Source organism: Kitasatospora mediocidica KCTC 9733, from assembly GCF_000744225.1.
GTDB lineage: Bacteria > Actinomycetota > Actinomycetes > Streptomycetales > Streptomycetaceae > Kitasatospora > Kitasatospora mediocidica.
The window spans coordinates 1097313-1119072 of the sequence record NZ_JQLN01000005.1 but is presented as its reverse complement, the minus strand read 5'-3'; the positions used below and the strand labels follow the sequence as shown (position 1 = coordinate 1119072).

The following is a 21760-nucleotide window of genomic DNA, read 5'->3' as shown; positions in this document are numbered from 1 at the left end:
CGCCGCGCCGGGCCGAATCGGGTGTGGGAGCCGGATTCTGGGTGAGACTTCACTCATGCTGGGGCTACCGGATCACATTCGCGCGTACCTCTTCGATCTCGACGGGGTGCTGACGCAGACCGCCAAAGTCCATGCCGCCGCGTGGAAGTCGATGTTCGACGGCTTCCTGCGCGAGGAAGCGCGGCGCACCGACGAGGAGTTCGTCCCGTTCGACCCGGTCGAGGACTACGACCGCTACGTCGACGGCAAGCCGCGGCTGGACGGCACCCGTTCCTTCCTCGCCTCGCGGGACATCGAGCTGCCCGAGGGCAGCGCCGCCGACCTGCCCGGCACCCGCAGCGTCTACGGGCTGAGCACCGCCAAGAACGACACCGTGCTGCGCCTCATCCGCGAGCAGGGCGTCCAGCCGTACCCGGGCTCGGTGGAGTACCTGCACCGGCTGCGGGTGCTGGGCCTGCCCCGCGCGGTGGTCTCCTCCAGCGCCAACTGCCGGGACGTGCTGCGGGCGGCCGGCATCGACGGGCTGTTCGACGTGGTGATCGACGGCGAGACCGCCCGCCGGGACGGACTGCCGGGCAAGCCCGCCCCGGACACCTACCTGGCCGCCGCCCGGGCGCTGAAGACCGAGCCGCAGCACGCGGCGGTCTTCGAGGACGCCCTCGCGGGGGTGGCCTCCGGCCGGGCCGGCGGATTCGGGGTGGTGGTCGGGGTCAACCGGACGGGTCAGGCCGCGGCCCTGCGCGCCAACGGCGCGGACCTGGTGGTCGACGACCTGTCCGACCTGATCGAGGGGGAGGCCGAATGACCAGCCAGGAGGGGTTCGCCATCGACCCCTGGGGGCTGACCGAGCACCGGGTCGACCTGGTCGGCCTGACCCGGGCCGAGTCGCTCTTCGCGCTCTCCAACGGCCATATCGGCCTGCGCGCCAACCTGGACGAGGGGGAGCCGCACGGCCTGCCGGGGACGTACCTGAACGGGGTCTTCGAGCTGCGCCCGCTGCCCTACCCGGAGGGCGGCTACGGCTTCCCGGAGTCCGGCCAGAGCGTCATCAACGTCACCAACGGCAAGATCATCCGACTGCTGGTCGACGACGAGCCGTTCGACCTGCGCTACGGCGAACCGCGCGATCACCGCCGCTCGCTGGACTTCCGCGAGGGCGTGCTGCGCCGCGAGGCCGAGTGGACCTCGCCGGCCGGGCGGACCGTCAAGGTCCGTTCCAAGCGGCTGGTCTCGCTCACCCAGCGGGCGATCGCCGCGATCGAGTACGAGGTCGAGGCGGTCGACGACACGATCCGCATCGTGCTCCAGTCGGAGCTGGTCGCCAACGAGCAACTCCCGGGCTCGGACGGCGATCCGCGCGCCTCGGCGGTGCTGGAGGCGCCACTGGTCGCCGAGGGTCACCACGCGGCCGGCACCACCGCGTCGCTGGTGCACCGCACCCGGTACAGCGAGCTGCGGGTGGCGGTCGGCATGGACCACCTGATCGAGGGGCCGAAGGACGTCAGCGTCACCGCCGAGAGCCGCGAGGACCAGGCGCGGATCAGCGTGACCACCGTGCTGCAGCCCGGCGAGAAGCTGCGGCTGGTCAAGTTCATCTCCTACGGCTGGTCGGCGACCCGCTCGCTGCCCGCCGTCCGGGACCAGGTGGAGGCCGCGCTGACCGCTGCCCGGTACTCCGGCTGGGAGGGCCTGGTGGCCGAGCAGAAGGAGTACCTGGACGCCTTCTGGAGCACCAGCGACATCGAGATCGACGGCGACGTCGAGCTCCAGCAGGCCGTCCGCTTCGCGCTCTTCCACGTGCTGCAGGCCTCCGCCCGCAGCGAGGAACGCGCCATCCCCGCCAAGGGGTTGACCGGCCCGGGCTATGACGGGCACAGCTTCTGGGACACCGAGGCGTTCGTCCTGCCGGTGCTCACCTACGCGCTGCCGAGTGCGGTGTCCCAGGCGCTGCGCTGGAGGCACACCACGCTGCCGCTGGCCCGCGAGCGCGCCGCCCAACTCGGGCTGGCGGGAGCGGTGTTCCCGTGGCGCACGATCCGCGGCGAGGAGTGCTCCGGCTACTGGCCGGCCGGCACCGCGGCCTTCCACATCGGCGCCGACATCGCCGTCGCGGTCGCCCGCTACGTCCGGGCCACCGGTGACACCGAGTTCGAACGGGCCTACGGCGTCGAGCTGTTGGTCGAGACGGCCCGGATGTGGCGCTCGCTCGGGCACCACGACTCGGTCGGCCGGTTCCGGATCGAGGGCGTCACCGGACCGGACGAGTACAGCGCGGTGGCCGACAACAACGTCTACACCAACCTGATGGCCCAGTCGAACCTGCGCGAGGCCGCCGAGGCCGCCACCCGGCATCCGATCGAGGCCGCCGCGCTCGGCGTGGACACCGAGGAGACCGCGGCCTGGCGCGACGCCGCCTCCGCGATGTACATCCCGTACGACGCCAAGCTCGGCGTGCACCCGCAGGCGGACGGCTTCACCGACCACCAGCAGTGGGACTTCGAGGGCACACCGCCCGAGAAGTACCCGCTGCTGCTGCACTATCCGTACTTCGACCTGTACCGCAAGCAGGTGGTCAAGCAGGCCGACCTGGTGCTGGCCATGCAGGTCCGCGGCGACGCCTTCAGTGCCGAGCAGAAGATCCGCAACTTCGCCTACTACGAGCGCCTCACCGTCCGGGACTCCTCGCTCTCGGCCTGCACCCAGGCGGTGATGGCCGCCGAGGTGGGGCAGTTGGACCTCGCGTACGACTACACCGCCGAGGCCGCCATGATGGATCTGCACGACCTGGGCGGCAACACCCGCGACGGCCTGCACATGGCCTCGCTGGCCGGCTCCTGCCTCGCGCTGGTCGGCGGCTTCGGCGGCCTGCGCGACCACGGCGACCTCCTGGCCTTCCAACCCCGGCTGCCCGCCGGGCTGGTGCGCCTCGCCTTCTCGATGAAGGTCCGTCAACACCTGCTGCGCGTCGAGATCACCCACGCCCAGACCACCTACACCCTGCGCGAGGGAACCCGGCTGCGACTGTCGCACGACGGCGAGGACCTGACGGTCGCCGTCGACGAGCCCGTGCGGCGCCCCACCGCCACGCCCAGGACGGGCGAGCGCCCGAGCCAGCCGCCCGGCCGCGAGCCGGCCCGTCGTCAGTCCCAGGCCGGGCCCGCCACCGGCTCGGTGATCGGCGGCGCCCCGGACCATCTGGCGGCCGAGTAGCCACCTGGCACCACAGGCCTCACGGCGTGCCCTACTTGCCTGACCAGGCAAGTTTGGGCACGCCGTTGTTGCGTCCGGGTGACTGCGAAGTGACGGTCAGTCGGTTTTCAACCCATTCCAGGTAACGGCCGGATGGAGTTCTTTCTGGACTCTTGTTGACCGGGTCATGCCTCACTAGCCTCGTCGCAAGCCGGTCGAACCCGACCCCGGGCAGGCCTGGCTCACGCAATCGCACGCCCCCGGCACGTGGACCACGCATGTCCATGTGGCGGTCCCCCACACCCTTTTCGCCCCCGGTTCACCCCAGACCAAAGGGAGCAGTCCGTTGCGCGTCACTCCGTTCTCCCCCACCACCCGCAAGATCGCCGTCGCCCTCGTGGGCTCGGCCTCGCTGGCGCTCTCCGCGCTGGCGGTCGCCGCCCCGGCCGGCGCTGCCGCCCCGCAGACCTTCAGCCACGACGGGACCTCCTGGGTGCGCTCCTGCGCCGCCCCGACGTCCACGCTGATGGCCTGTAACGCGCTGCGGGTCACGAGCGTGGCCGAGCACATCAACGCGATGGGCGTGACGCCGAACGCGACGCCCTCCGGCTTCGGCCCGAGCGACCTGCGCAGCGCCTACAACCTTCCGGCGAACGGCGGCGCGGGCCAGACGGTGGCCATCGTGGACGCCCAGGACGACCCCAACGCGGAGGCCGACCTCGGCGTCTACCGCGCCCAGTACGGCCTGCCGGCCTGCACCACGGCCAACGGCTGCTTCAAGAAGGTCAGCCAGACCGGCAGCACCACCGCCCTGCCGACCCCGGACCAGGGCTGGGCCGGCGAGATATCGCTGGACGTCGACATGGTCTCGGCGATCGCGCCGAACGCCCACATCATCCTGGTCGAGGCCAAGAGCGCGACCACCGCCAACCTGGGCACCGCCGTCAACGAGGCCGTGAAGCTGGGCGCCAAGTTCGTCTCCAACAGCTACGGCGGCGGCGAGTCCTCCTCGGACCCGAGCTACGACACCAAGTACTTCAACCACCCGGGCGTGGCGATCACCGCCAGCTCCGGTGACTCGGGCTACGGCGTGGAGTACCCGGCGGCCTCCAAGTACGTCACCGCCGTCGGCGGCACCGCGCTCAAGAAGGCCACCAACGCCCGTGGTTGGACCGAGTCGGTGTGGTCGACCAGCAGCAGCGAGGGCGCCGGCTCCGGCTGCTCGGCGTACGACGCCAAGCCCAGCTGGCAGAAGGACACCGGCTGCTCCAAGCGCACCGTCGCGGACGTCTCGGCCGTCGCCGACCCGGCCACCGGTGTCGCGGTCTACCAGACCTACGGCGGCTCGGGCTGGAACGTCTACGGCGGCACGAGCGTCGCCTCGCCGCTCATCGCGGCGGTCTACGCCGACGCGGGCACCCCGTCCGCGGCCATCCCGGCGGCCGACCTCTACGCCCACACCAGCTCGCTGAACGACGTCACCACCGGCAACACCGCCAGCTGCTCCCCGGCCTACCTCTGCACCGCCGAGGTCGGCTACGACGGCCCGACGGGCCTCGGTACCCCGAACGGCCTGGCCGCCTTCACCGGCTGACCTGGCTGAATTCCTCTCGCTGCCCCGCACATCCCCCCTCGGGTGTGCGGGGCAGTCGCCGTCAGGGGCTGTTCCGCGCGAACGACAGGACGACGGACGTCCCGGCGGCGACGTCGGTGCCGGCGGCGGGCTGCATCGCCAGCACCGTGTCGGCCGGGCTCTGCGGGTCGGACCCCGACTGGATCGGGAAGAGGCGCAGGCCGGCCTGGCCGAGCACCTGCTCGGCCCGGGTGCGGCTCATGCCGAGGACCGAGGGGACGGTGACCAGGCCCGGTTGCGCGGCGGCGTTGTGCGTCCACGGCGCCGGCCGGGTCGGCATGAACGGCGGCGTCGGCGAGGCCGCCTGCGGGGGTGTCGGCATGGGCGTGGGCGCCGCGGCGGGCGCGCTGGAGACGCTCGGGCCCGAGGCGATCAGGAGGGTCGGACCGCCCGACGGGTGCAGCGCCAGCGCCGTGCCCACCCCGAGGACGAGGACGGCCGCCGCCGAGGCCGTCGCGGTGCGGACCGCGCGCCGACGGCGGGTGCGCCGCAGGATTGCGCCGCCGTCGAAGGCGGGGGGCGGTGTGTCGTGCGCGAAGGTGTCCATGGCCTGGATCAACGCCTCTTCGAAGTCGCGGTCAGGGGTGGTGGAGTCGGGCGGCAACACGGTCATCACGCACCTTCGGGGCGGGGGAGGGACGTTCGGTCGGCTCGTCCGGGGCGGCAGCGCTGCGCAGTTTGGCCAGCCCACGGGCGAGTTGGGAGCGCACGCTGCCTGCGGAGATGCCAAGGGCGGCGGCGATCTCGGCGTCCCCCATCTCGTGCAGATAGTGCAGCACCACGACGGTGCGCATCCCGATCGGGAGCGACTGCAACGCCCGGACCACCTCGTCGCGCTGCTCCACCCCCCGGTAGTGATCGCTGGGGTCGGCGCGGTCCGCGAGATCCGAGCGCTCACCGGCCCGGCGCAGCCTGCGCCACCGGTCGTTGGCCAGGTTCACCACGATCCGCCGCACGTACGCCTCCGGCGAGTCCGTGACCCGGACCCGGTTCCAGTGCCGGCACGCCTTCTCCAGCGCCTCCTGCACCAGATCCTCCGCGGTCTCCCGACCACCGGTCAGCACGTACGCCGTGCGGAACAGCGCCGCGGACCGCTGCTGGACGAACTCGGCGAAGTCGATCCCCTGAGCTGCCGTCGCCCGGTCCCTGCCGAGCCTCACCGGACGACCAGTGACGTGTGCACGTGTTCCTCCTCGGGTGCGCCTGCCGACTCCTCCTCTCCGACGGCGGGGCACCCGGATCTGCTGCATCCGTTCGCACGATGTGACGGGCGTCACGCGCGGCGGGTCAGTCCTCCAGCTCGGTCGACGACGGTGTGCCCGGGAACAGCGAGTCGATCAGGTGGATGCGCCAGCTGGGCGGCCCAGGCGAACGCGAGGACCCCGGTGACGGCCAGGCACGCCCCGGCCCACCGGCCGGCCCTGCGGTGCCATTCACGCAGCCGCAGCGCGTCCGGCAGTCCCGCTTCGGGTGGGCGCAACAGGTGCAGGCAGGCGGCGAGGGCGAAGCAGGTGACCACGGAGACGATCCGGAGGCCGCCCAGTTGAGGCGCGCCGGCCGGCCAGGGTGCGTTCAGGGCCAGCGCCAGGCCGACGACGGCGACCAGCACCCGCAGGACCCGCCGGAGCCCGGTCATCCGCGTCATCTCCGCCCCCGAAGAAGGTGTCGCTTCGACGATACGGGAACGGCGTTGGTGCCAGAAGGAGTTGGACGCGGACGCTCAGCGACCGGCCGGCGTGAACAGCGGGAGCAGCTCGGTCAGTGAGGCGATCACGGTGACATCGGGGTCCGCCTGCGGGCCGGCCGCTGCGCGGTTGAGCCAGATGCCCGTCAGCCCGGCGTCCCGGGCGCCCTGCGCGTCGAGGTCGTGCCGGTCGCCGACGTACGCGACCTCCCCCGGCGCCAGCCCCAACTCCCCGCACGCGGCATGGAAGATGGACGCGGCGGGCTTGGCCGCGCCGTGCTCCTCCGAGCAGATCAGCGGGCCGTCGGAGAAGAAGTCGGCCAGGCCGATCTCCCGCATCTTGGGCCGCTGGTTCAGCTCACTGGAGTTGGAGATCAACCCGAGCCGCAGCCCGTGCGCGGTCAGCGCCTCCAGCGTCGGCGCCGCGTCGGGGAACGCCCGCCACGCCGCGCGATAGTGCCGCCGGTAGCCCTCGAACCACTCGGCCGCCGCCGCGTCGTCCAGCGGCCCGTCGCCCGGCCGGACGGCGGCGACGAACGCCCGGGTCCGCTCCAGCTGCTGTCCCCGGTGCGTCAACTCCCCGTCCAGAAAGCGCTGGTAGGCAGCCGCCATGACCTGGATCCAGAGCTCCACCGCCGCCTGCTCCGAGGCGAACGCCCCCGCCATGCCGCTCTCGTCCACCTGGGCCACGATCGCGGCCCGTTCGGCGCCGCTGTAGTCGAAGAGCGTGTCGTCGATGTCGAACAGAACGGCCCGGACCTGTCGCATGGCTCCCCCAGTGGACGCAGTGGATCTCGTGCAACTGTAGGACAGGCCTGGGCAGTCGCTGTTGTGCCCTCGGCCGCCGCAGCGCGACGGGCCGACGGCACCGGGGTCAGGAGAAGATCACCGAGCGGAACTTCACGTTGGTCAGTTCCCTAATGCTCGGGAGCAGGCAGACGGCCCGAGAAGTCGGCCAGGCCGACTTCCTGCGTCTCGTTCCGCTGGGGTCGCTCTGCTCCCCGATAGGCGGCGTAGAGCAGCACCGCGACGAGGACGTCCTTCAACACCTCGATCAGGAGCGCCGCGACCTGGACCAGGCCGATGGACGACACCTCCGGAAGCGTGCCCAGCGTCATGATCTGCCACTGCTGCAGGACGCTGGTGACCAGGCCGCTGAGCAGCACCACGGGCAGGACGCGCAGGACGGTCAGTCCGCGGCCGTGGGACAGCCGGAAGGCCCGGCCGATGCCGCGTCCCTCCAGCAGGATCGCCATGGGCAGCAGCGCCGCCGCGAACAGCAGGTAGAGGTAGCCCAGCCGGACGGCGTTCATCAGCGGCGAGACCACGAGACCGACATACGCGTCGATGTCGATGTCGCTGAACAACCTCAGCAGTCCGAAGACGTCCAGGACCGCCAGCCACCCTCCCAGCCGCCCGATCCGCCGCAGGTCGGGCCGCAGCGCCGACGGTATCCCACGCCCGCCGTCCAGGACCCGCAGCTTCGCGGACCAGCTCCAGGCGGCCGTGAGGCTGCCCACGACAAGCAGCGCGAGATCCAGCACCACGCGCGGAGCGTCGCCCTGGAGCGCCACCCGAAGCCTCAGTTCGCCCGCACCGGCCACCGCGAACACCAGCTGAACGGCCAGCAGCCGCCACCCACAGGCTGCCGGCTTCCCCCGGACGAGCGTCCACCAGCTGGTGCGGGGCTGCTCGGTCAATTCGATCATCACCGGGGGAAGATAGCCGCTGCCTGCGGTTTTTGCACACCCTTTGTCTGCGGGGTGGAGCGGTGCTACTCCGTGCGCAGTGCCGTCGCCGTCCGGGTCCGGGCCGCCCAGCCGGCCGGCAGCAGCGCGCCGAGCATCGCGATCAGCACGCCGCCCAGCCCCAGCAGGCCCAGTTCCAGGGCGTGGTAGACGTCGGTGACCTGGCTCGGCAGGGCGCTGTCCATGCCGTGTCCGACCATCGGCAGGACCAGGTCGTGCAGCGCGATCCCGCCCGGCACTCCGAGGATCCCGCCGACCAGGCCGACGCCGGCCACCGAGGTGAGCACCATCGCGGTGACCTGGCCCGGGGTCATGCCGAGCGCCTTGCAGACCCCGAGGTCGCGCACCCGCTCCCGGGTGTCCAGCACCACGGCGTTGAGCACGCCGAGCCCGGCGACCACCAGCAGCATCAGGGTGAGCAGCGCCGTCATCGCGTCGACCATGACCACGATGTTCGAGGTCTCCCCCTGGCGCTCGGTGCCGCGGACGCCGAGCGGGGCCAGCGCGGTGTTCAGCCCGCTCAGGTAGGAGGCGGTCGAGACACCCGGCTTCAGCGCGACGCCGTAGGTCCAGATCGCCGGCGCGCCGGGGCCGGTCAGGAAGGCGGGCAGGTCGGCGCTGAGCTCCATGCCGCCCTCGCCCGCGTTGAAGGACTCGCCGACGATCACCGCCGGCAGGCTGCTGCCCTGCGAGGTCAGGGTGATCGTGTCGCCGACCCGGTGGCCGCTGGTGGTCAGGAAGTGCTGTGGTGCGACCACCTGGCCGGGGCCGGTCAGCCAGTGCCCGGCCAGCATGTCGTAGCCGGTGGCGGGTGAGTCGCCGGTGTAGAGCATGGTCTGTACGGTGCCGGCGACCCCGGAGACGGCGGCCTGGATGCCGCTGATGGCGTAGTAACCGGCCGTTCCCGGCTGGGCCTTGATGGCGGCCACCACCGTGGCGTCCTGCGCGGCGGTCAGCGGAATCGGCCGTGCGGGCGCGCCGTCCGCCTGGCCCGGGCCGCCGTGCGGGAAGACCATCGGGTCGACGGTGACCGCGTACCCGCTGTCCACCTCCCGCGAGTGGCCGATCGCGTTCGCCGAGGAGGTCAGCCCGCTCGCGAAGGTCGCGGCGGCGGTGCTGAACGCCACGGCGGCCACCAGCGCGGCCGTCCGCACCGGGCGGGCGAACGGCCCGGCCAGCCCGTACGAGACCGGGCGCGGAACCGGCAGCCGGGTGGCCAGCCGGTGTGCCCACTGGCCGCGGCCGGTGCGTGGCGCCCGGCCCACCGCGATCGCGTCCACCGTGCGCAGTCGCCCGGCCCGCAGCGCGGGCACCACGGCGGCCAGCGCGACGACCAGCAGCGCGCTGCCCCCGACCGCCAGGTCGACCCACCAGGACACCGCCAACGAGGCCGAGCCGTACGCCTCCTGGGCGTCGCCCAGCAGCGGCATCGCCAGCAGGTTGCCGCCCACCAACCCGAGCGCCGTACCGAGGGCGGCCGGCAGCAGCGCCTGCGCCACATAGGCGCGCACCACCTGGCCAGGGGTGAAGCCGAGTGCCTTGAGGATGCCGATCCGCCGCATGCCGGAGCCGACCGCGCCGCTGACCACGCTGGCCACGATGATCACCGACATGACCAGCCCGAGCGCGCCGAAGGCCAGCAGGAAGGGGGCGATCGACTGCGCGTTCTCGTCGGCGGCCAGCTTGGTGTCCAAGTACGAACGGGTGCCCAGCAGCGCGCCGGACGGCAGGGCCCTGGCCAACTCGGCTCGTTCCGCGTCGAGTTGCGTCGCGGTGTCGGCCGCGGCGAAGCGGTAGAGCTCCTGCTGCTGCGCCGGGCCGCCGGACCCGGGCAGCGCGTCGACGCCGGCCGGCAGCATCCAGGCCTGGGCGGTCCCGCTGACCGAGGAGGCGGTGCCGACGATCGTCAGCGCGGCGCCGGAGGTCGTCCGCAGGGTGGAGCCGACGGTGAACTCCGGGCCGTTGTAGTCCGTCGAGATCACCAACTCGCCCGGCGCGCTCGGCCAGCGCCCGCTGAGAAGGCTCAGCTCGTCGACGCCGCCGCCGGTGGCGCTCGGCCGCCCGACGGTGAAGAGCTGCGGGCCCGCCTCGCCGTGGTCAAGCACCGGGGTGAGCGTGGTCGCGGGGTAGGGGCCCGCGACGGCCGTCACTCCGGGCAGCCGCCCGGTGGCGGCCAGTTGTGCCGCGTCGACCGCTCCGGCGTCGACCTGGACGACCAGGTGCGCGCCGTGCTGGCGGGCGAAGGCGTGGTCGAAGGGGGCTGAGGAGGCCACCAGCAGCGAGCCGGCGACCACCGCCGAGACCACCGCGACCATGGTGACCAGCACCATCACCAGGGTCTGCAGCCGCCGCCGGCCCACCCCGGAGCGGACCACCGTGCCGAGAGCTCCGCCGCGCCTCATCGGGTCACCGCCGAAGCCTCGTTGCGGGTCTTGCTGTCCTGAGTCGGCCGGTCGAACGCGATGCGGCCGTCCACCAGGTGCAGCCGTCGGCCGGCGCAGGCCTCGGCGAGTGCGTCGTCGTGGGTGACCAGCACCACGGTCTGGCCGCCGCGGTTCAGGTCGATCAGCAGCTCGCGGACCTCCTGGCCGGCCGCGCTGTCCAGCGCGCCGGTCGGCTCGTCGGCCAGCAGCAGTGCCGGACGGTTGATCAACGCCCGTGCCACCGCGACCCGCTGGCGCTCGCCGCCGGAGAGCCGGCCCGGGTAGGCCCGGGCGTGCTTGGCGATGCCGAGCGTCTCCAGCAGTTCGGCCGCCCGGGCCGCCGCCGCCCGGCCGCCGGTCTTGGCCAGCTGCGCCGGCAGCAGGATGTTGTCGGTGACGGTGAGGTCGTCCAGCAGGTTGAAGAACTGGAAGACCATCCCGATCCGCTCGCGCCGGAACCGGGCGAGTGCCCGCTCGCCGAGCTGGTCGAGCCGCTGCCCGGCCACCGTGACGCCGCCCGAACTCGGCTTGTCCAGACCGGCGATCAGGTTGAGCAGGGTGGACTTGCCGCTGCCCGAGGGCCCGGTCACCGCGAGTGCCTCGCCTTCCTCGACGGTGAGGGTGAGCGGCCCGAGGGCCGGTGTGTCGGCGCTGTCGTAGTGCCTGGCCGCGCCGGCCAGTTCGATCACGTGGCCCATCGGGTCATCCGTTCTGTTCACCGGGGATTGTGCTGTCGGGAACGACGGTAGGAGCGGGGGTCCTCGGGCCGCGTCGACCGCTGCATCGACATTGCGTCGTCCTCGCGGACGACCCGCGCCGGGGTCCTCCTTGCGAAGTACGCCGCTCGGTCGGCGGGGTGGGCAGTGGGAGGGATGCGGAGCCGCGAAGTCCGCCTGCACAATGAGCCGGTGCTGATGGACGAAGGACCTCATGGCTGGCGGCGACTGGTCCGCGACGCGCTGCGCCCGGACGGCCGGACCGTCTGGCCGGACCGCCGTACGCTGCTCGGCGACGCGCTGCTCGCCCTGCTGCTGACCGCCGTGGTGCTCTACCGGGGCACCTTCGCCACCATCGGACGCCAGGGCGTCGGACTGCCGTCGGCGCTGCCCCAAAGCGCCGTTCCCGACCGGCCGTTGTGCCCCGGGCTGCTCGGCTCCTCCGTTCCGGTCCCACTGGAGGCCCGCGACTACGTGCTGCTCGCGCTGACCGCGCTGCCCCTGCTGGCCCGGCGCCGCTACCCGCTGGCGGTCTTCTGGGTGGTGCTGCTCGCGGCGCTCAGCGCCCAGTCCTACGCGGGCTGGTTCAGCGTGCTCGGCTGTGCGGTCGCGGCCTGGAGCGCCGTCGCCCACAGCCGCAACCTGCCTCCGGTGCTGGGCAGTTTCGCGCTCGGCGCGGTGCTGGCCGCCACCGGCCTCGACCAACAGGCCGACGCCTCCGGCCCGCTGATCGCCCGCCCGTACGTCATCCTGAATGTGCTCGGGCTGGTGGCCGCCACCGTCCGGTACTCGCGCCAGAGCCTGCGGGACGGTCAACAGCGCCTGGCCGAGCTGCGCTCGGCCCAGGCGGAGGCCACCCGCCGGGCCGTCGAGGAGGAGCGCGCGCGGATCGCCGCCGAGCTGCACGACGTGGTGACGCACAACGTCAGCGTGATGGTGATCCAAGCCGGCGCCGCCCGCCGGGTGCTGGACGTCTCGCCCGCGGACGCCCGGGAGGCGATGCTCGCGGTGGAGTCCGGAGGCCGCGCGGCGATGGCCGAACTACGCCACGTGATGGGCCTGTTGGCCGCCTCCGGCACCGGCCGGGCCGAGCTGGAGGGCGGCGGCACGGACGAGCTGGAACCGCAGCCCGGGCTCGGCCGGCTCGCCGCGCTGACCGGCCGGGTCCGGGCCGCCGGACTGCCGGTGACGCTGGAGCTCTCGCTGCCGCCCGAGCCGCTGTCCTCCGGCGCCGACCTGACCGCCTACCGGGTGGTGCAGGAGGCGCTGACCAACGCGATCAAGCACGCGGTGGGCGCCGAGGCCTCGGTGACGATCGATCACGACGACGAGTGGCTGCGGATCGAGGTGGCCGACACCGGCGGCTCGGCGTCCGACCAGGCGGCCACCGGCGGCGGTCGCGGCCTGATCGGACTGCGCGAACGCCTGGCCCTCTATGGCGGAACCCTTGACGCGGGGCGGAGAATCGGCGGCGGCTATCTGATCAAGGCCCGCCTGCGGTGGCGGACCGGCTGAACCCGGAGGAGTCCCATGAGCACCGCGCCACTGCGCGCCGTCATCGCCGACGACCAGGCGCTGGTCCGCACCGGGTTCCGGATGATCCTGGCCAGCGACGGCATCGAGGTGGTGGCCGAGGCGGTCAACGGCGCCGAGGCCGTCGCCGCCGTCCGCCGCACCCGCCCGGACGTGGTGCTGATGGACATCCGGATGCCGGAGCTGGACGGGCTGGAGGCCACCCGGCAGCTGCTGTCCGGCGGCGGCTGCGACAGCAAGGTGCTCATCCTGACCACCTACGACCTGGACCACTACGTCTACGCCGCGCTCAGCGCGGGTGCCAGCGGCTTCCTGCTCAAGGACGTCAGCCCCGAGCACCTGATCGCCTCGGTCCGGCTGGTGCGCTCCGGCGACGCGCTGCTGGCGCCCACCATCACCCGCCGCCTGATCGAGCGCTTCGCCCACCGCGACGAGGCCCGCAACAGCCTGCACCGCGATCTGGCCGAACTGACGCCGCGCGAGCTGGAGGTGCTGCGGCTGATGGCCACCGGCCTGAGCAACGCCGAGCTGGCCGACCGGCTGACCCTGGGGCAGACCACGGTGAAGACGCACGTCACCCGGATCCTGTCCAAGCTCGGGCTGCGCGACCGGGTGCAGGCCGTGGTGCTCGCCTACGAGACCGGCCTGATCGCCCCCGGCGGCGGCTCCGTCGAAGGCTCCTGAAGCCCGAGCCGCCGGGTCCGTCAGCTCCTCGGGCGCCCGTCCCAGCGCCAGCGGTTCAGACGGGCCCGCCCGGGCAGCGTCCCGCGCCCGGTGGCCCAGAGCAGCGTGGCCCACGGGTCGCCGCCCTCCGGTACGTCCGGGAAGAGCCGCCGCAGCACCCGCGCGCACAGGTCGGCCGGCGGCGCCCAGTCCAGGCCCAGGGCGAGGGCGACGTCGTGGCCGTGCGCCAGCACCTCCACCACGCCCATCGCCGCGAAGCCCTCGGGGTCGGACACGCCGAAGACGTGGTGCGCCCGGACGTCCGGCGACGAGGTGCGCACGAGCGCGGTGAGGAAGGCGCGGGTGGCGTCCAGGACCTGGAGCAGCCCGGCCTGCCCGGCCTTGGGATCGGCGAAGATGGTGGCGGGCGGCCCGCCGACCCGCCGGGACTGGTAGGCGATGGGCACGTGGGTGTCCAGCGGCGGCCGCTTCGGGGCGAGTTGGCCCGCGTAGGCGAACAGGTCGTCGCAGATGTGCTCGACGACCTCCCAGCAGTCCCAGTCCGAGTCGTCCGCCAGGACGTGCCAGTCCTGCTGGAGGACCGGCGTCAGTGCGTCGATGAGGGCGTCGACGGCGAGATCCACGTCGTCGGCGGTGACCGGGCCTACCGGTGTTGAAGTGCGCATCCGGCCGAACCTAGTGGTCCACGCCGGGCCGGTGCATCCGCATTTTGCCTCTGAGGCACTTTTCTTGCCTCATGGGCAAGGCGGGTGTGGACTGAACCCATGAGCACGAGCCACCCGGACCCCGATCCCGACCGGACGGACGGACCGGACACCGCCGAGGTACCCGGCCTGGGAGCCCGCCTGCGTGAGCAGCGGCAGTCCAACCGGCTCACGCTGGAGGCCGCGGCCGCCCGCGTCGGACTCTCGCCAGCCTATCTCTCCCGGCTGGAGACCGGCAGACGGCAGCCGTCCCTGCCCGTCCTGCTCGGCCTGGCCCGGGCCTACGGCGGCACCGTCGCCGGACTGCTCGGCGAGCAGGTCGGCGAGCCCGACCCGGTGATCCGCGGCGGCGCGATCGAACCGGGCCGCGCCGGCGGCTGGGGCTACCGGCGGGCGGGCGTGCCGGGGCGGGCGATGCAGGCCCTGCGCGTCCACGTGCCGCCGGGCGTCCAGGACGAGGTGGTCCGGGTCCATCCGGGCGAGGAGTGGCTCTACGTCCTCCAGGGACGGCTGCGGCTCACCCTGGGCGACACCGTCCACCTGCTCGACCCGGGCGACAGCGCGCAGTTCGACTCGCTCACCCCGCACTGCATCGCGGCCGACCCCACCGGCGTGTACGCCGGCGTCGAGCTGCTCTTCGTCCACACCCTGCTCCAGAGCCCGGACAGCACCCTCTGCCTGGGCGACCCGCCGCGCACCCACTGAACCGGGAAGGACCCGACATGTCCGCTCACCCCGTGCACCGGCCGACCTACGCCCCCACCACCGACGCCGGCAAGCGCACCGACCACCGCGTGCTGATCCGTGTGCTCATCTACATGGCCGCCGCCCACCTCTTCGGCGGCTTCCTCTTCCTGCTCTTCTACCTGGGCGCGCACACGCATCACTGACCGAGCAGGTCACCCAGCACCTCCAGGCCGCGCACGAACGCCCGCTCCGGCGGCGCCCCGTACCCGATCACCAGCGACGGCGGCAGCGTGTCCGGCGCCGTCAACGGGTGACGGAACGCGTGCAGCCCCTGCAGCCCGAGCCCGCGCCGGTACGCCCGCTCGACCAGCACCTCCTCCGTCGGGAGGCCGCCCGGCAGTCGCAGGACGGCGTGCAGCCCGGCGCAGATCCCGGTCACCCGGACGTCCGGCGCCCGCTCGGCGAGCAGCGCGGCCACCCGGTCGCGGCGCCGCCGGTAGTGCAGCCGGGCCCGGCGCACCTGGCGGTCGTAGCCACCCGAGCGGATCAGCTCGGCCAGCGTCAGCTGCTCCAGGACGCCCGACTGCCCGCCGGTCGCTGCCTTGCGGGCCCGCATCGGCTCGACGAGCGCGCTCGGCAGCGCCAGCCAGCCGAGCCGCAGGCCGGGCGCCAGGCTCTTGCTGGCGGTGCCGGCGTACACCACCCGCTCGGGATCGAGCGCCTGCATCGCGCCGACCGCCTGCCGGTCGTAGCGGAACTCCCCGTCGTAGTCGTCCTCGATCACGAAGGCGTCGTTCTCCCGCGCCCAGTCGACTGCGGCGGCCCGCCGGGTGGGGTGCAGCAGGTTGCCGGTGGGGAACTGGTCGGCGGGGGTGAGCAGGACGGCCCCGGCCCCGACGCCCGGGAGCAGGTCGGTCCGCGCGCCGTTCTCGTCCACCGGGAGCGGCACGGTCGCCGGTCCGGCGGCGGTGATCATCGCGCGGTGCGGGGCGAGGCCGTACGCCTCGACGGCCAGCGTGTGCGCGCCGCGCGCGTGCAGTTCGGCGCTGAGCAGGCTCAGGCCCTGTGCGTAGCCGGAGGTGAGCAGCAGCCGGTCGGGGTCGGTGCGCACCCCGCGCACCCGGCCGAGGTAGTCGGCCAGCGCCTGGCGCAGCTCGATCCGGCCGCGCGAGTCGGAGTAGCCGAGCGCGTCGCGCGGCGCCGCGGCCAGCGCCCGGCGGGCGGCGGCCAGCCATGCCACGTGCGGGAAGAGGTCGAGATCGGGGTGCCCGGCCCGCAGGTCGTAGCGCAGCGCCGCGTCGGGCGAGGCCGGCGCCGGGGAGCCGGCACCACGACGCACCGCACGGTCGGCCACGGTCGTCCCCGACCCCTGACGGGAGGTCAGCCAGCCCTCCGCGGCGAGCTGGGCGTAGGCCTCGGCGACCGTGTTGCGGGCGATCCCGAGGTCGGCCGCCAGCATCCGGGAGGACGGCAGCCGGGTGCCCGGCGTCAGACTCGCCCCGGCCGCCGCCTCGCGCAGCGCGTCCTCCAGGGCGGCCCGCAGGCCCAGGCCGCGGGCCCGTCGTTCGGAGAGGTCGAGGTGCAGGTCATGCCCCCAAGTGGCCCAAGAATTCATACTGGAAATGAACCACGGGGGCGGTCCACTTACTCCCTAGGGTTGGCCGCATGACCGCCACCGAAGAACGCGCGACCGTGCCCGCCCCCGCTCTGCGCCTGCCGCTGCCCCAGCTCGCCCCGGACGTCTACCGCGCGATGGTCGAGCTGAACAAAGCGGCCGAGGCGGGCGTCGACCCGGTGCTCGCCGAGCTGGTGAAGATCCACGCCTCGATGATCAACGGCTGTGCCTTCTGCATCGACATGCACAGCACGGACGCGCTGAAGGGCGGCGAGGCCCAGCACCGGATCTTCGCGCTGCCGGCCTGGCGCGAGACCCCGTTCTTCAGCGCCCGGGAGCAGGCCGCACTCGCGCTGACCGAGGCGGTCACCCTGATCACCCAGGGCCATGTGCCGGACGCGGTGTACGAGGAGGCCGCCCGGCACTTCGCCCAGGAGGAACTCGCCAAGCTGATCTCACTGATCGTCACCATCAACGCCTGGAACCGGATCGCCATCACTACCCGGATGAGCCCGTCGCCGCGGACCGACGCATGAGCCGCCGCGACCAGGCCCTCGCGCTGCGCGAACTGCACGTGCCCGGGCGCCCGTTGGTACTCGCCAACGTCTGGGACCCGGGCACCGCCCGGGTGGTGGCGAGTGCCGGGGCCGCCGCCCTGGCCACCACCAGCGCCGGCGTCTCCTGGGCGCTCGGCGCACCGGACGGCGAGGGCCTGGGACGCGACCGCACCGTCGAGCTGACCGCCCGGGTGGCCGCCGCCGTCGACCTGCCGGTGACCGCGGACCTGGAGGGCGGCTACGGCGCCACGCCCGAGGAGGTGGCGCTGAGCGTCCACCAGGTGCTCGCCGCCGGCGCGGTCGGCATCAACCTGGAGGACGGCCTGCACGGCAGCGACCCGGCCTACCCGGACGGCACCCCGCTGCGCACCGTCGAGGACGCGGCGGCCCGGATCGCGGCGGCCCGGGCGGCGGCCGACGCGGCGGGCATCCCGCTCTTCATCAACGCCCGGACGGACCTCTTCCTGTACCGCGTCGGCGACCCCGCGACCCGGGTGGAGCAGGTGCTGGTCCGAGCCGCCGCCTACGCCGAGGCCGGCGCGGACGGGATCTTCGTCCCTCAGGCGCCGCCCGAGGCGATCGGCCTGCTCGCGTCCACCCTGACGCTGCCGCTGAACGTCATGGTCGGCCCGGGCTCGCCCACCGTCCCCGAGCTGGCCGCCCTGGGCGTGGCCCGGATCAGCGCGGGCGCGGCCCTCGCACTGGCGTCCTTCGACACCGTCCGCCGCGCGGCGGCCGAACTCTTCGGCACCGGCACGTACGACGCCCTCGCCGGCACCCTGAACTACCCCGAGCTGAACGCCCTGCTCAGCTAGGACCGGTGTCGTCCGCCGTCACCGTCGAGACCCGTCGAGATCCGTCGAGATCCGTCGAAGGATGTGTGCCCCGTGGCCACCCTGAGCACCCTGGACTTCCTCACCCGGCTGGCCGTGGGCGTCGGCTGCGGCGCGCTGATCGGCGTGGAACGCCAGTGGCGGGCCCGGATGGCGGGCCTGCGCACCAACGCGTTGGTCGCCGCCGGCGCCACGCTCTTCGTCCTCTACAGCGAAGCGGTCCTCGACCCCGGCAGTACCACCCGGGTCGCCTCCTACGTGGTCTCCGGCATCGGCTTCCTCGGCGGCGGCGTCATCCTGCGCGACGGCGCCAGCGTGCGCGGCCTCAACACCGCCGCCACGCTGTGGTGTTCGGCGGCCGTCGGAGTGATGGCGGCCTCCGGCAACCTGCTCTTCGCCCTGCTCGGCACGCTGGGCGTCCTGGCGGTCCACCTGGTGCTGCGCCCTGCGGGCCGCCTGATCGACCGCGTCCCGCAGGACGACCCGGACATCGAGGGCGTCCGCGCCAGCATCCACCTGCTCTGCGACCGCAAGGCCGAACCCCAGGTCCGCGCCCTCCTCCTCCAGGCCCTCGGCACCTCCGGCCTCACCCCCACCGGCCTGCGCGCCCGCCGAGAGGACGACCACACCACCAAGATCCGCGCCACCGTGGCCGTCACCGGCGACCCGGCTCGCGCCCTGGAACAACTGATCACCCGGCTCTCCCTGGAACCCGGCGTCCGCGACCTCCACTGGCACCTCAGCGAAGAACGCCAGGAACCCGACGCCGAGGCCCTCGCGTAGGCGCCTGGAGGCGGGAGACGACTGTGGGACCAGGCCCTGTTCGGGCCTGGTCCCAGTGCCTTCAGCGGCGAGGCGTCAGCCCGCGGTGACCGTCAGCGTGAGCGGTCCGCCGGGGACGGGTGGAGTGCCGGGCATCCCGTAGGAGCTGCTGAGCCAGCCGGCATCGTTGATGCTGAAGCCGATGGTGTAGGTGCCGACCGGGATCGGGTTGGGCACGTTGACATTGAGTCGGACGGTCCCGTCCGGTCCTGGTGTGATGGGGGTGCCGATCAAGGACTGGCCCACGATGGTGCCGGTGCTGTCGTAGAGGTAGCTGCTGAACCCGTTGACGGGCGCGGTCGGGGAGTTGACCTTGGCGGTGACGACGAACGACTGCATCGCGGCCTTGCTCTGGGCGATGCTGGTGACGTTCAGCGCGGCCGAGGTGACGGTCGGCGGAGTGGTGTCGGCGACACTCTTGACGGTCAATCCGGGATCCGGCGCGGCGAACTCCGAGCCGTAGAGCGCCACGTTGCCCGCGCCGTCGAGGATGCTGACGCCTGTCAGATGGCAGGAGTTCGGCTGGCCGTTGTTCGACTGGTACATGACGGCCTGTACCGAGTAGCTGCCGTCCGCGTTGAGCGTCGGCGTGGCCGATACCTCGGAGCAGCTGGCCCAGCTGAGCTGGACCGTCTGGACGCCGCTCTGCGCGCCGTTGACGTGCATGGACACCTGGAAGGGGGTGTTCCCCTGCCAGGAGTTGACCGGGTTCGGGGTGGCGGTGAAGTGGTCCGCGCTGAGCGTGCTGTTCGACGTGAGGGTGAGCGGCACCGCGTTGAGGTTGCTGTAGGTCCGGGTCTGGCCCGCGTTGTTGGTCAGCGCGATCGTGGACACGGCCCAGACCCCGCCAGCGGTTCCGGCGGGGAACACCACGATGAAGCTGCAGACCCCGTGCAGGCAGGGCCAGGAGGACTCGCCCGCGTTGGTCATCTCGGCGAAGGTCGTGCTCAGCGTGCGGCCGCCGGGGCCGGAGAGGGTCAGGGTGCCCTGCCCGAAGCCGGACTGGATGTCCTGGACGGCGAGCTCGTACTCCGCCATGGTGTTGACGCCGTCGTACAGGTATCTGGACGGGATGCCCATGAGCGTAAGGCTGTTGTAGGTCGGCGTGACCGTGGAGACGGCCTCGGTGGCGGTGAGGACGTCGCCGTAGCCGCTGAGGGCGGAGCCGGCCAGGACCAGCTGCTGCTGCGTGGTGGTCTCGAAGGCGCTGACCAGGGTGACGGCCCACTTGGCGGTTGCCGACGCCGCGTAGCGCGGCACGGAGAAGGTGTAGGAGTAGCTGGAGTTGGCGGCGTTGCCGGAGACCAAGGTGGCTCCGGCGACGCCGCCAGGTGTGGAGCTGTACGGGACGACGTAGGGCTGGCCGATGTAGGTGTCGGGGGTGCTGCCCTGCTGGCGGATGACGATCTCGCCGCCGGTCTGGGTGGCGGCCGGGTTGGAGTCGGTGAGCGTCCAGTTGACGGCGACCGGGGTGTAGCCGGCCGAGGCGTCGACGGTGGGTGTGGCGAAGTTCAGTGAGGTCAGGGCGAGTTGGTCGCCCGCGCTGAAGTAGCCGAAGACGTCGGCGATGACGTCGGTGGTGCCGGCGAAGTTGTAGAAGTCGACCTTGCCGTCGGCGCCGACGGGGACGGTGACGAGGTTGGGGACGGTCTGGCCGGCGAGGAAGTTGAGGTTGGAGGCGGTGGGGACGTTCTTGCCGTCGGGGTAGACGGTGAGGAAGCCCTGGCTGCTGGCGTTGGTGACCGTGACGTTGAGGACGACGGCGGTGACGTTGGCGGCCGGGATGCCGGCGTTGCCGGCGACCTGGAGGCCGATGCTCTTGCCGGTGCCGATGGGGGCGGCCTTGCCGCTGGTGCCGGTGCCGTCGCGGGTGTCGAGCAGCCGGGTGGGGGCGTCCAGGGTGCGCAGGACGCCGCCGGTCTGCGGGGCGCCGGCGAGGTAGTAGCCGGCGAGGTCGGCGACGACGTCGGTGGTGCCGGCGAAGTTGTAGAAGTCGACCTTGCCGTCGGTGCCGACGGGGACGGTGACGAGGTTGGGGACGGTCTGGCCGGCGAGGAAGTTGAGGTTGGAGGCGGTGGGGACGTTCTTGCCGTCGGGGTAGACGGTGAGGAAGCCCTGGCTGCTGGTGTCGGTGGCGGTCACGTTGAGGGTGACGGCGGTGACGCCGGTGGCGGGGACGCCGGCGATGCCGGCGATCTGGAGGGCGACGCTCTTGCCGGTGCCGATGGGTGCGGGGTGGCCGGCGGTGCCGGTGCCGTCGCGGGTGTCCAGGACGCGGGCGGGGCCGTCGGCGACGTAGGTGGCGGCGGCCTTGTCGAGGGTGTAGTAGCCGGCGAGGTCGGCGATGACGTCGGCGGTGCCGGCGAAGTTGGCGATGCCGATGAGGCCGTTGGTGCCGACGGGGACGGTGACCTGGTTGGCGACGGTCTGCCCGGCGGTGAAGTTGAGGTTCGACGTCCCGGGGACGTTCCCGCCGTAGGGGTAGACGGTCAGGAAGCCGGCGGAGGTGGGGCTGGTGACGGTGACGTTGAGGACGACGGCGGTGGGTGTGACGGACGGGTTGCCGGTGACCTGGGAGACGTCGAGCAGCAGCGGGTTGTTGCCCACCGGCTTGACGAGGCCGTGTGTTCCGGTGCCGTCGCGGGTGTCGAGCAGCCGGGTCGGCCCGGCGGGGACGAACGCACCCGACAGGTCGTGCTGCTCGGGCAGGGAGATGTGCGGCTTGGCCGCGGCGGCCTTCGGCGCGGTGCTGACGGCCTTCGGCGTGCTGGTCGTGGGTGTGCCGGTCGTGGGCGCGGCGCTGGGCGCGCCCGTCGCCGCGGTCGCCGTCGCGGCGGTGCCGGCCGAGGCGACCATCGCCATCGTCACCGCGGCGACCGCCACCCAGCGGCGCAGGCCCCGCTGAGATCTGAACTCTCTGATGGACATGTTC

At 72.9% G+C, this 21760-nt stretch carries 20 protein-coding genes; 10 read left to right on the top strand and 10 right to left on the bottom strand.

The features are described from left to right. The first annotated feature begins 55 nt into the window (after window positions 1-55). From BS80_RS18985 to BS80_RS18975, 3 genes are all read left to right on the top strand, one after another. Window positions 56-805, top strand: a complete 750-nt coding sequence (locus BS80_RS18985; protein WP_035798949.1) for an HAD family hydrolase — start codon at window positions 56-58, stop codon at window positions 803-805. Next, window positions 802-3210, top strand: coding sequence for a glycoside hydrolase family 65 protein (locus tag BS80_RS18980; protein WP_035798948.1), 2409 nt, complete (start codon window positions 802-804; stop codon window positions 3208-3210). Before BS80_RS18985 ends, BS80_RS18980 begins: the two co-directional genes overlap by 4 nt. A 325-nt stretch (window positions 3211-3535) precedes the next feature. Continuing rightward, window positions 3536-4783, top strand: a complete 1248-nt coding sequence (locus BS80_RS18975) for a S53 family peptidase (RefSeq protein ID WP_051966783.1) — start codon at window positions 3536-3538, stop codon at window positions 4781-4783. A gap of 61 nt (window positions 4784-4844) precedes the next feature. Here BS80_RS18975 and BS80_RS37845 read toward each other — a convergent pair whose 3' ends face one another. From BS80_RS37845 to BS80_RS18940, 7 genes are all read right to left on the bottom strand, one after another. Further along, entirely contained in the window at window positions 4845-5435 is a 591-nt protein-coding gene (locus tag BS80_RS37845) for a PASTA domain-containing protein (protein WP_051966782.1), read from the bottom strand. Next, the gene (locus BS80_RS18965; protein ID WP_063772010.1) at window positions 5401-5982 is read right to left on the bottom strand and encodes a SigE family RNA polymerase sigma factor; all 582 of its coding nucleotides are present in this window, start codon (window positions 5980-5982) and stop codon (window positions 5401-5403) included. Before BS80_RS18965 ends, BS80_RS37845 begins: the two co-directional genes overlap by 35 nt. Before the next feature lie 113 nt (window positions 5983-6095). Further along, window positions 6096-6458 (bottom strand): hypothetical protein, encoded by a 363-nt coding sequence (locus BS80_RS18960; RefSeq protein WP_035798947.1) that lies wholly within the window; start codon window positions 6456-6458, stop codon window positions 6096-6098. Window positions 6459-6542: 84 nt separating this feature from the next. Next, window positions 6543-7274 (bottom strand): HAD family hydrolase, encoded by a 732-nt coding sequence (locus tag BS80_RS18955; protein ID WP_035798946.1) that lies wholly within the window; start codon window positions 7272-7274, stop codon window positions 6543-6545. Window positions 7275-7423: 149 nt separating this feature from the next. After that, window positions 7424-8218, bottom strand: coding sequence for a hypothetical protein (locus tag BS80_RS18950; protein ID WP_157536381.1), 795 nt, complete (start codon window positions 8216-8218; stop codon window positions 7424-7426). 62 nt (window positions 8219-8280) lie between these two features. Beyond that, a complete protein-coding gene (locus BS80_RS18945; protein ID WP_035798944.1) occupies window positions 8281-10656 on the bottom strand; it encodes an FtsX-like permease family protein in 2376 nt (791 codons plus the stop codon). Further along, complete coding sequence (locus tag BS80_RS18940) at window positions 10653-11375, bottom strand: ABC transporter ATP-binding protein (RefSeq protein ID WP_035798941.1); 723 nt, start codon at window positions 11373-11375, stop codon at window positions 10653-10655. Before BS80_RS18940 ends, BS80_RS18945 begins: the two co-directional genes overlap by 4 nt. A gap of 216 nt (window positions 11376-11591) precedes the next feature. Between BS80_RS18940 and BS80_RS18935 the strand changes: the two genes are divergently transcribed. After that, a complete protein-coding gene (locus BS80_RS18935) occupies window positions 11592-12908 on the top strand; it encodes a sensor histidine kinase (RefSeq protein ID WP_035801896.1) in 1317 nt (438 codons plus the stop codon). A gap of 15 nt (window positions 12909-12923) precedes the next feature. After that, window positions 12924-13610: a response regulator gene (locus BS80_RS18930; RefSeq protein ID WP_035798939.1), complete on the top strand. Its 687-nt coding sequence runs from the start codon at window positions 12924-12926 to the stop codon at window positions 13608-13610. Between the two features lie 20 nt (window positions 13611-13630). Here BS80_RS18930 and BS80_RS18925 read toward each other — a convergent pair whose 3' ends face one another. Further along, window positions 13631-14275, bottom strand: coding sequence for a maleylpyruvate isomerase N-terminal domain-containing protein (locus BS80_RS18925; RefSeq protein WP_035798937.1), 645 nt, complete (start codon window positions 14273-14275; stop codon window positions 13631-13633). A gap of 99 nt (window positions 14276-14374) precedes the next feature. On the opposite strand from BS80_RS18925, the gene BS80_RS18920 reads away from it, so the two are divergent. Together BS80_RS18920 and BS80_RS40885 are read left to right on the top strand one after the other, a co-directional pair. Further along, entirely contained in the window at window positions 14375-15019 is a 645-nt protein-coding gene (locus BS80_RS18920) for a helix-turn-helix domain-containing protein (protein ID WP_035798935.1), read from the top strand. Between the two features lie 17 nt (window positions 15020-15036). After that, a complete protein-coding gene (locus tag BS80_RS40885; RefSeq protein WP_157536379.1) occupies window positions 15037-15204 on the top strand; it encodes a DUF6126 family protein in 168 nt (55 codons plus the stop codon). Here the strand turns inward: BS80_RS40885 and pdxR are convergent. Beyond that, entirely contained in the window at window positions 15198-16616 is a 1419-nt protein-coding gene (gene pdxR / locus BS80_RS18915; RefSeq protein ID WP_035798933.1) for a MocR-like pyridoxine biosynthesis transcription factor PdxR, read from the bottom strand. The two genes, BS80_RS40885 and pdxR, sit on opposite strands and share 7 nt — an antisense overlap. A 50-nt stretch (window positions 16617-16666) precedes the next feature. Here pdxR and BS80_RS18910 point away from each other — a divergent pair, with 50 nt between their 5' ends. From BS80_RS18910 to BS80_RS18900, 3 genes are all read left to right on the top strand, one after another. Further along, on the top strand, window positions 16667-17152 hold the full coding sequence (locus BS80_RS18910; RefSeq protein WP_035798930.1) for a carboxymuconolactone decarboxylase family protein: 486 nt from the start codon (window positions 16667-16669) through the stop codon (window positions 17150-17152). Beyond that, complete coding sequence (locus BS80_RS18905) at window positions 17149-17988, top strand: isocitrate lyase/PEP mutase family protein (protein WP_035798927.1); 840 nt, start codon at window positions 17149-17151, stop codon at window positions 17986-17988. The genes BS80_RS18910 and BS80_RS18905 overlap by 4 nt, the downstream gene beginning before the upstream one ends. Window positions 17989-18060: 72 nt before the next feature. Then, entirely contained in the window at window positions 18061-18789 is a 729-nt protein-coding gene (locus tag BS80_RS18900; protein WP_035798924.1) for an MgtC/SapB family protein, read from the top strand. A gap of 75 nt (window positions 18790-18864) precedes the next feature. Here BS80_RS18900 and BS80_RS38630 read toward each other — a convergent pair whose 3' ends face one another. Then, window positions 18865-21756, bottom strand: a complete 2892-nt coding sequence (locus tag BS80_RS38630; RefSeq protein WP_063772009.1) for a beta strand repeat-containing protein — start codon at window positions 21754-21756, stop codon at window positions 18865-18867. Window positions 21757-21760: the final 4 nt, after the last annotated feature.

Bases quoted from the DNA above. Each gene is read 5' to 3' on its own strand.
- BS80_RS38630 (WP_063772009.1), bottom strand. From the start codon at position 21,756: ATGTCCATCAGAGAGTTCAGATCTCAGCGGGGCCTGCGCCGCTGGGTG.
- BS80_RS18985 (WP_035798949.1), top strand. From the start codon at position 56: ATGCTGGGGCTACCGGATCACATTCGCGCGTACCTCTTCGATCTCGAC.
- BS80_RS18955 (WP_035798946.1), bottom strand. From the start codon at position 7,274: ATGCGACAGGTCCGGGCCGTTCTGTTCGACATCGACGACACGCTCTTC.
- pdxR (WP_035798933.1), bottom strand. From the start codon at position 16,616: ATGAATTCTTGGGCCACTTGGGGGCATGACCTGCACCTCGACCTCTCC.
- BS80_RS18925 (WP_035798937.1), bottom strand. From the start codon at position 14,275: ATGCGCACTTCAACACCGGTAGGCCCGGTCACCGCCGACGACGTGGAT.
- BS80_RS40885 (WP_157536379.1), top strand. From the start codon at position 15,037: ATGTCCGCTCACCCCGTGCACCGGCCGACCTACGCCCCCACCACCGAC.
- BS80_RS18935 (WP_035801896.1), top strand. From the start codon at position 11,592: ATGGACGAAGGACCTCATGGCTGGCGGCGACTGGTCCGCGACGCGCTG.
- BS80_RS18980 (WP_035798948.1), top strand. From the start codon at position 802: ATGACCAGCCAGGAGGGGTTCGCCATCGACCCCTGGGGGCTGACCGAG.
- BS80_RS18940 (WP_035798941.1), bottom strand. From the start codon at position 11,375: ATGGGCCACGTGATCGAACTGGCCGGCGCGGCCAGGCACTACGACAGC.
- BS80_RS18945 (WP_035798944.1), bottom strand. From the start codon at position 10,656: ATGAGGCGCGGCGGAGCTCTCGGCACGGTGGTCCGCTCCGGGGTGGGC.
- BS80_RS18910 (WP_035798930.1), top strand. From the start codon at position 16,667: ATGACCGCCACCGAAGAACGCGCGACCGTGCCCGCCCCCGCTCTGCGC.
- BS80_RS18920 (WP_035798935.1), top strand. From the start codon at position 14,375: ATGAGCACGAGCCACCCGGACCCCGATCCCGACCGGACGGACGGACCG.
- BS80_RS18960 (WP_035798947.1), bottom strand. From the start codon at position 6,458: ATGACCGGGCTCCGGCGGGTCCTGCGGGTGCTGGTCGCCGTCGTCGGC.
- BS80_RS18905 (WP_035798927.1), top strand. From the start codon at position 17,149: ATGAGCCGCCGCGACCAGGCCCTCGCGCTGCGCGAACTGCACGTGCCC.
- BS80_RS37845 (WP_051966782.1), bottom strand. From the start codon at position 5,435: ATGACCGTGTTGCCGCCCGACTCCACCACCCCTGACCGCGACTTCGAA.
- BS80_RS18930 (WP_035798939.1), top strand. From the start codon at position 12,924: ATGAGCACCGCGCCACTGCGCGCCGTCATCGCCGACGACCAGGCGCTG.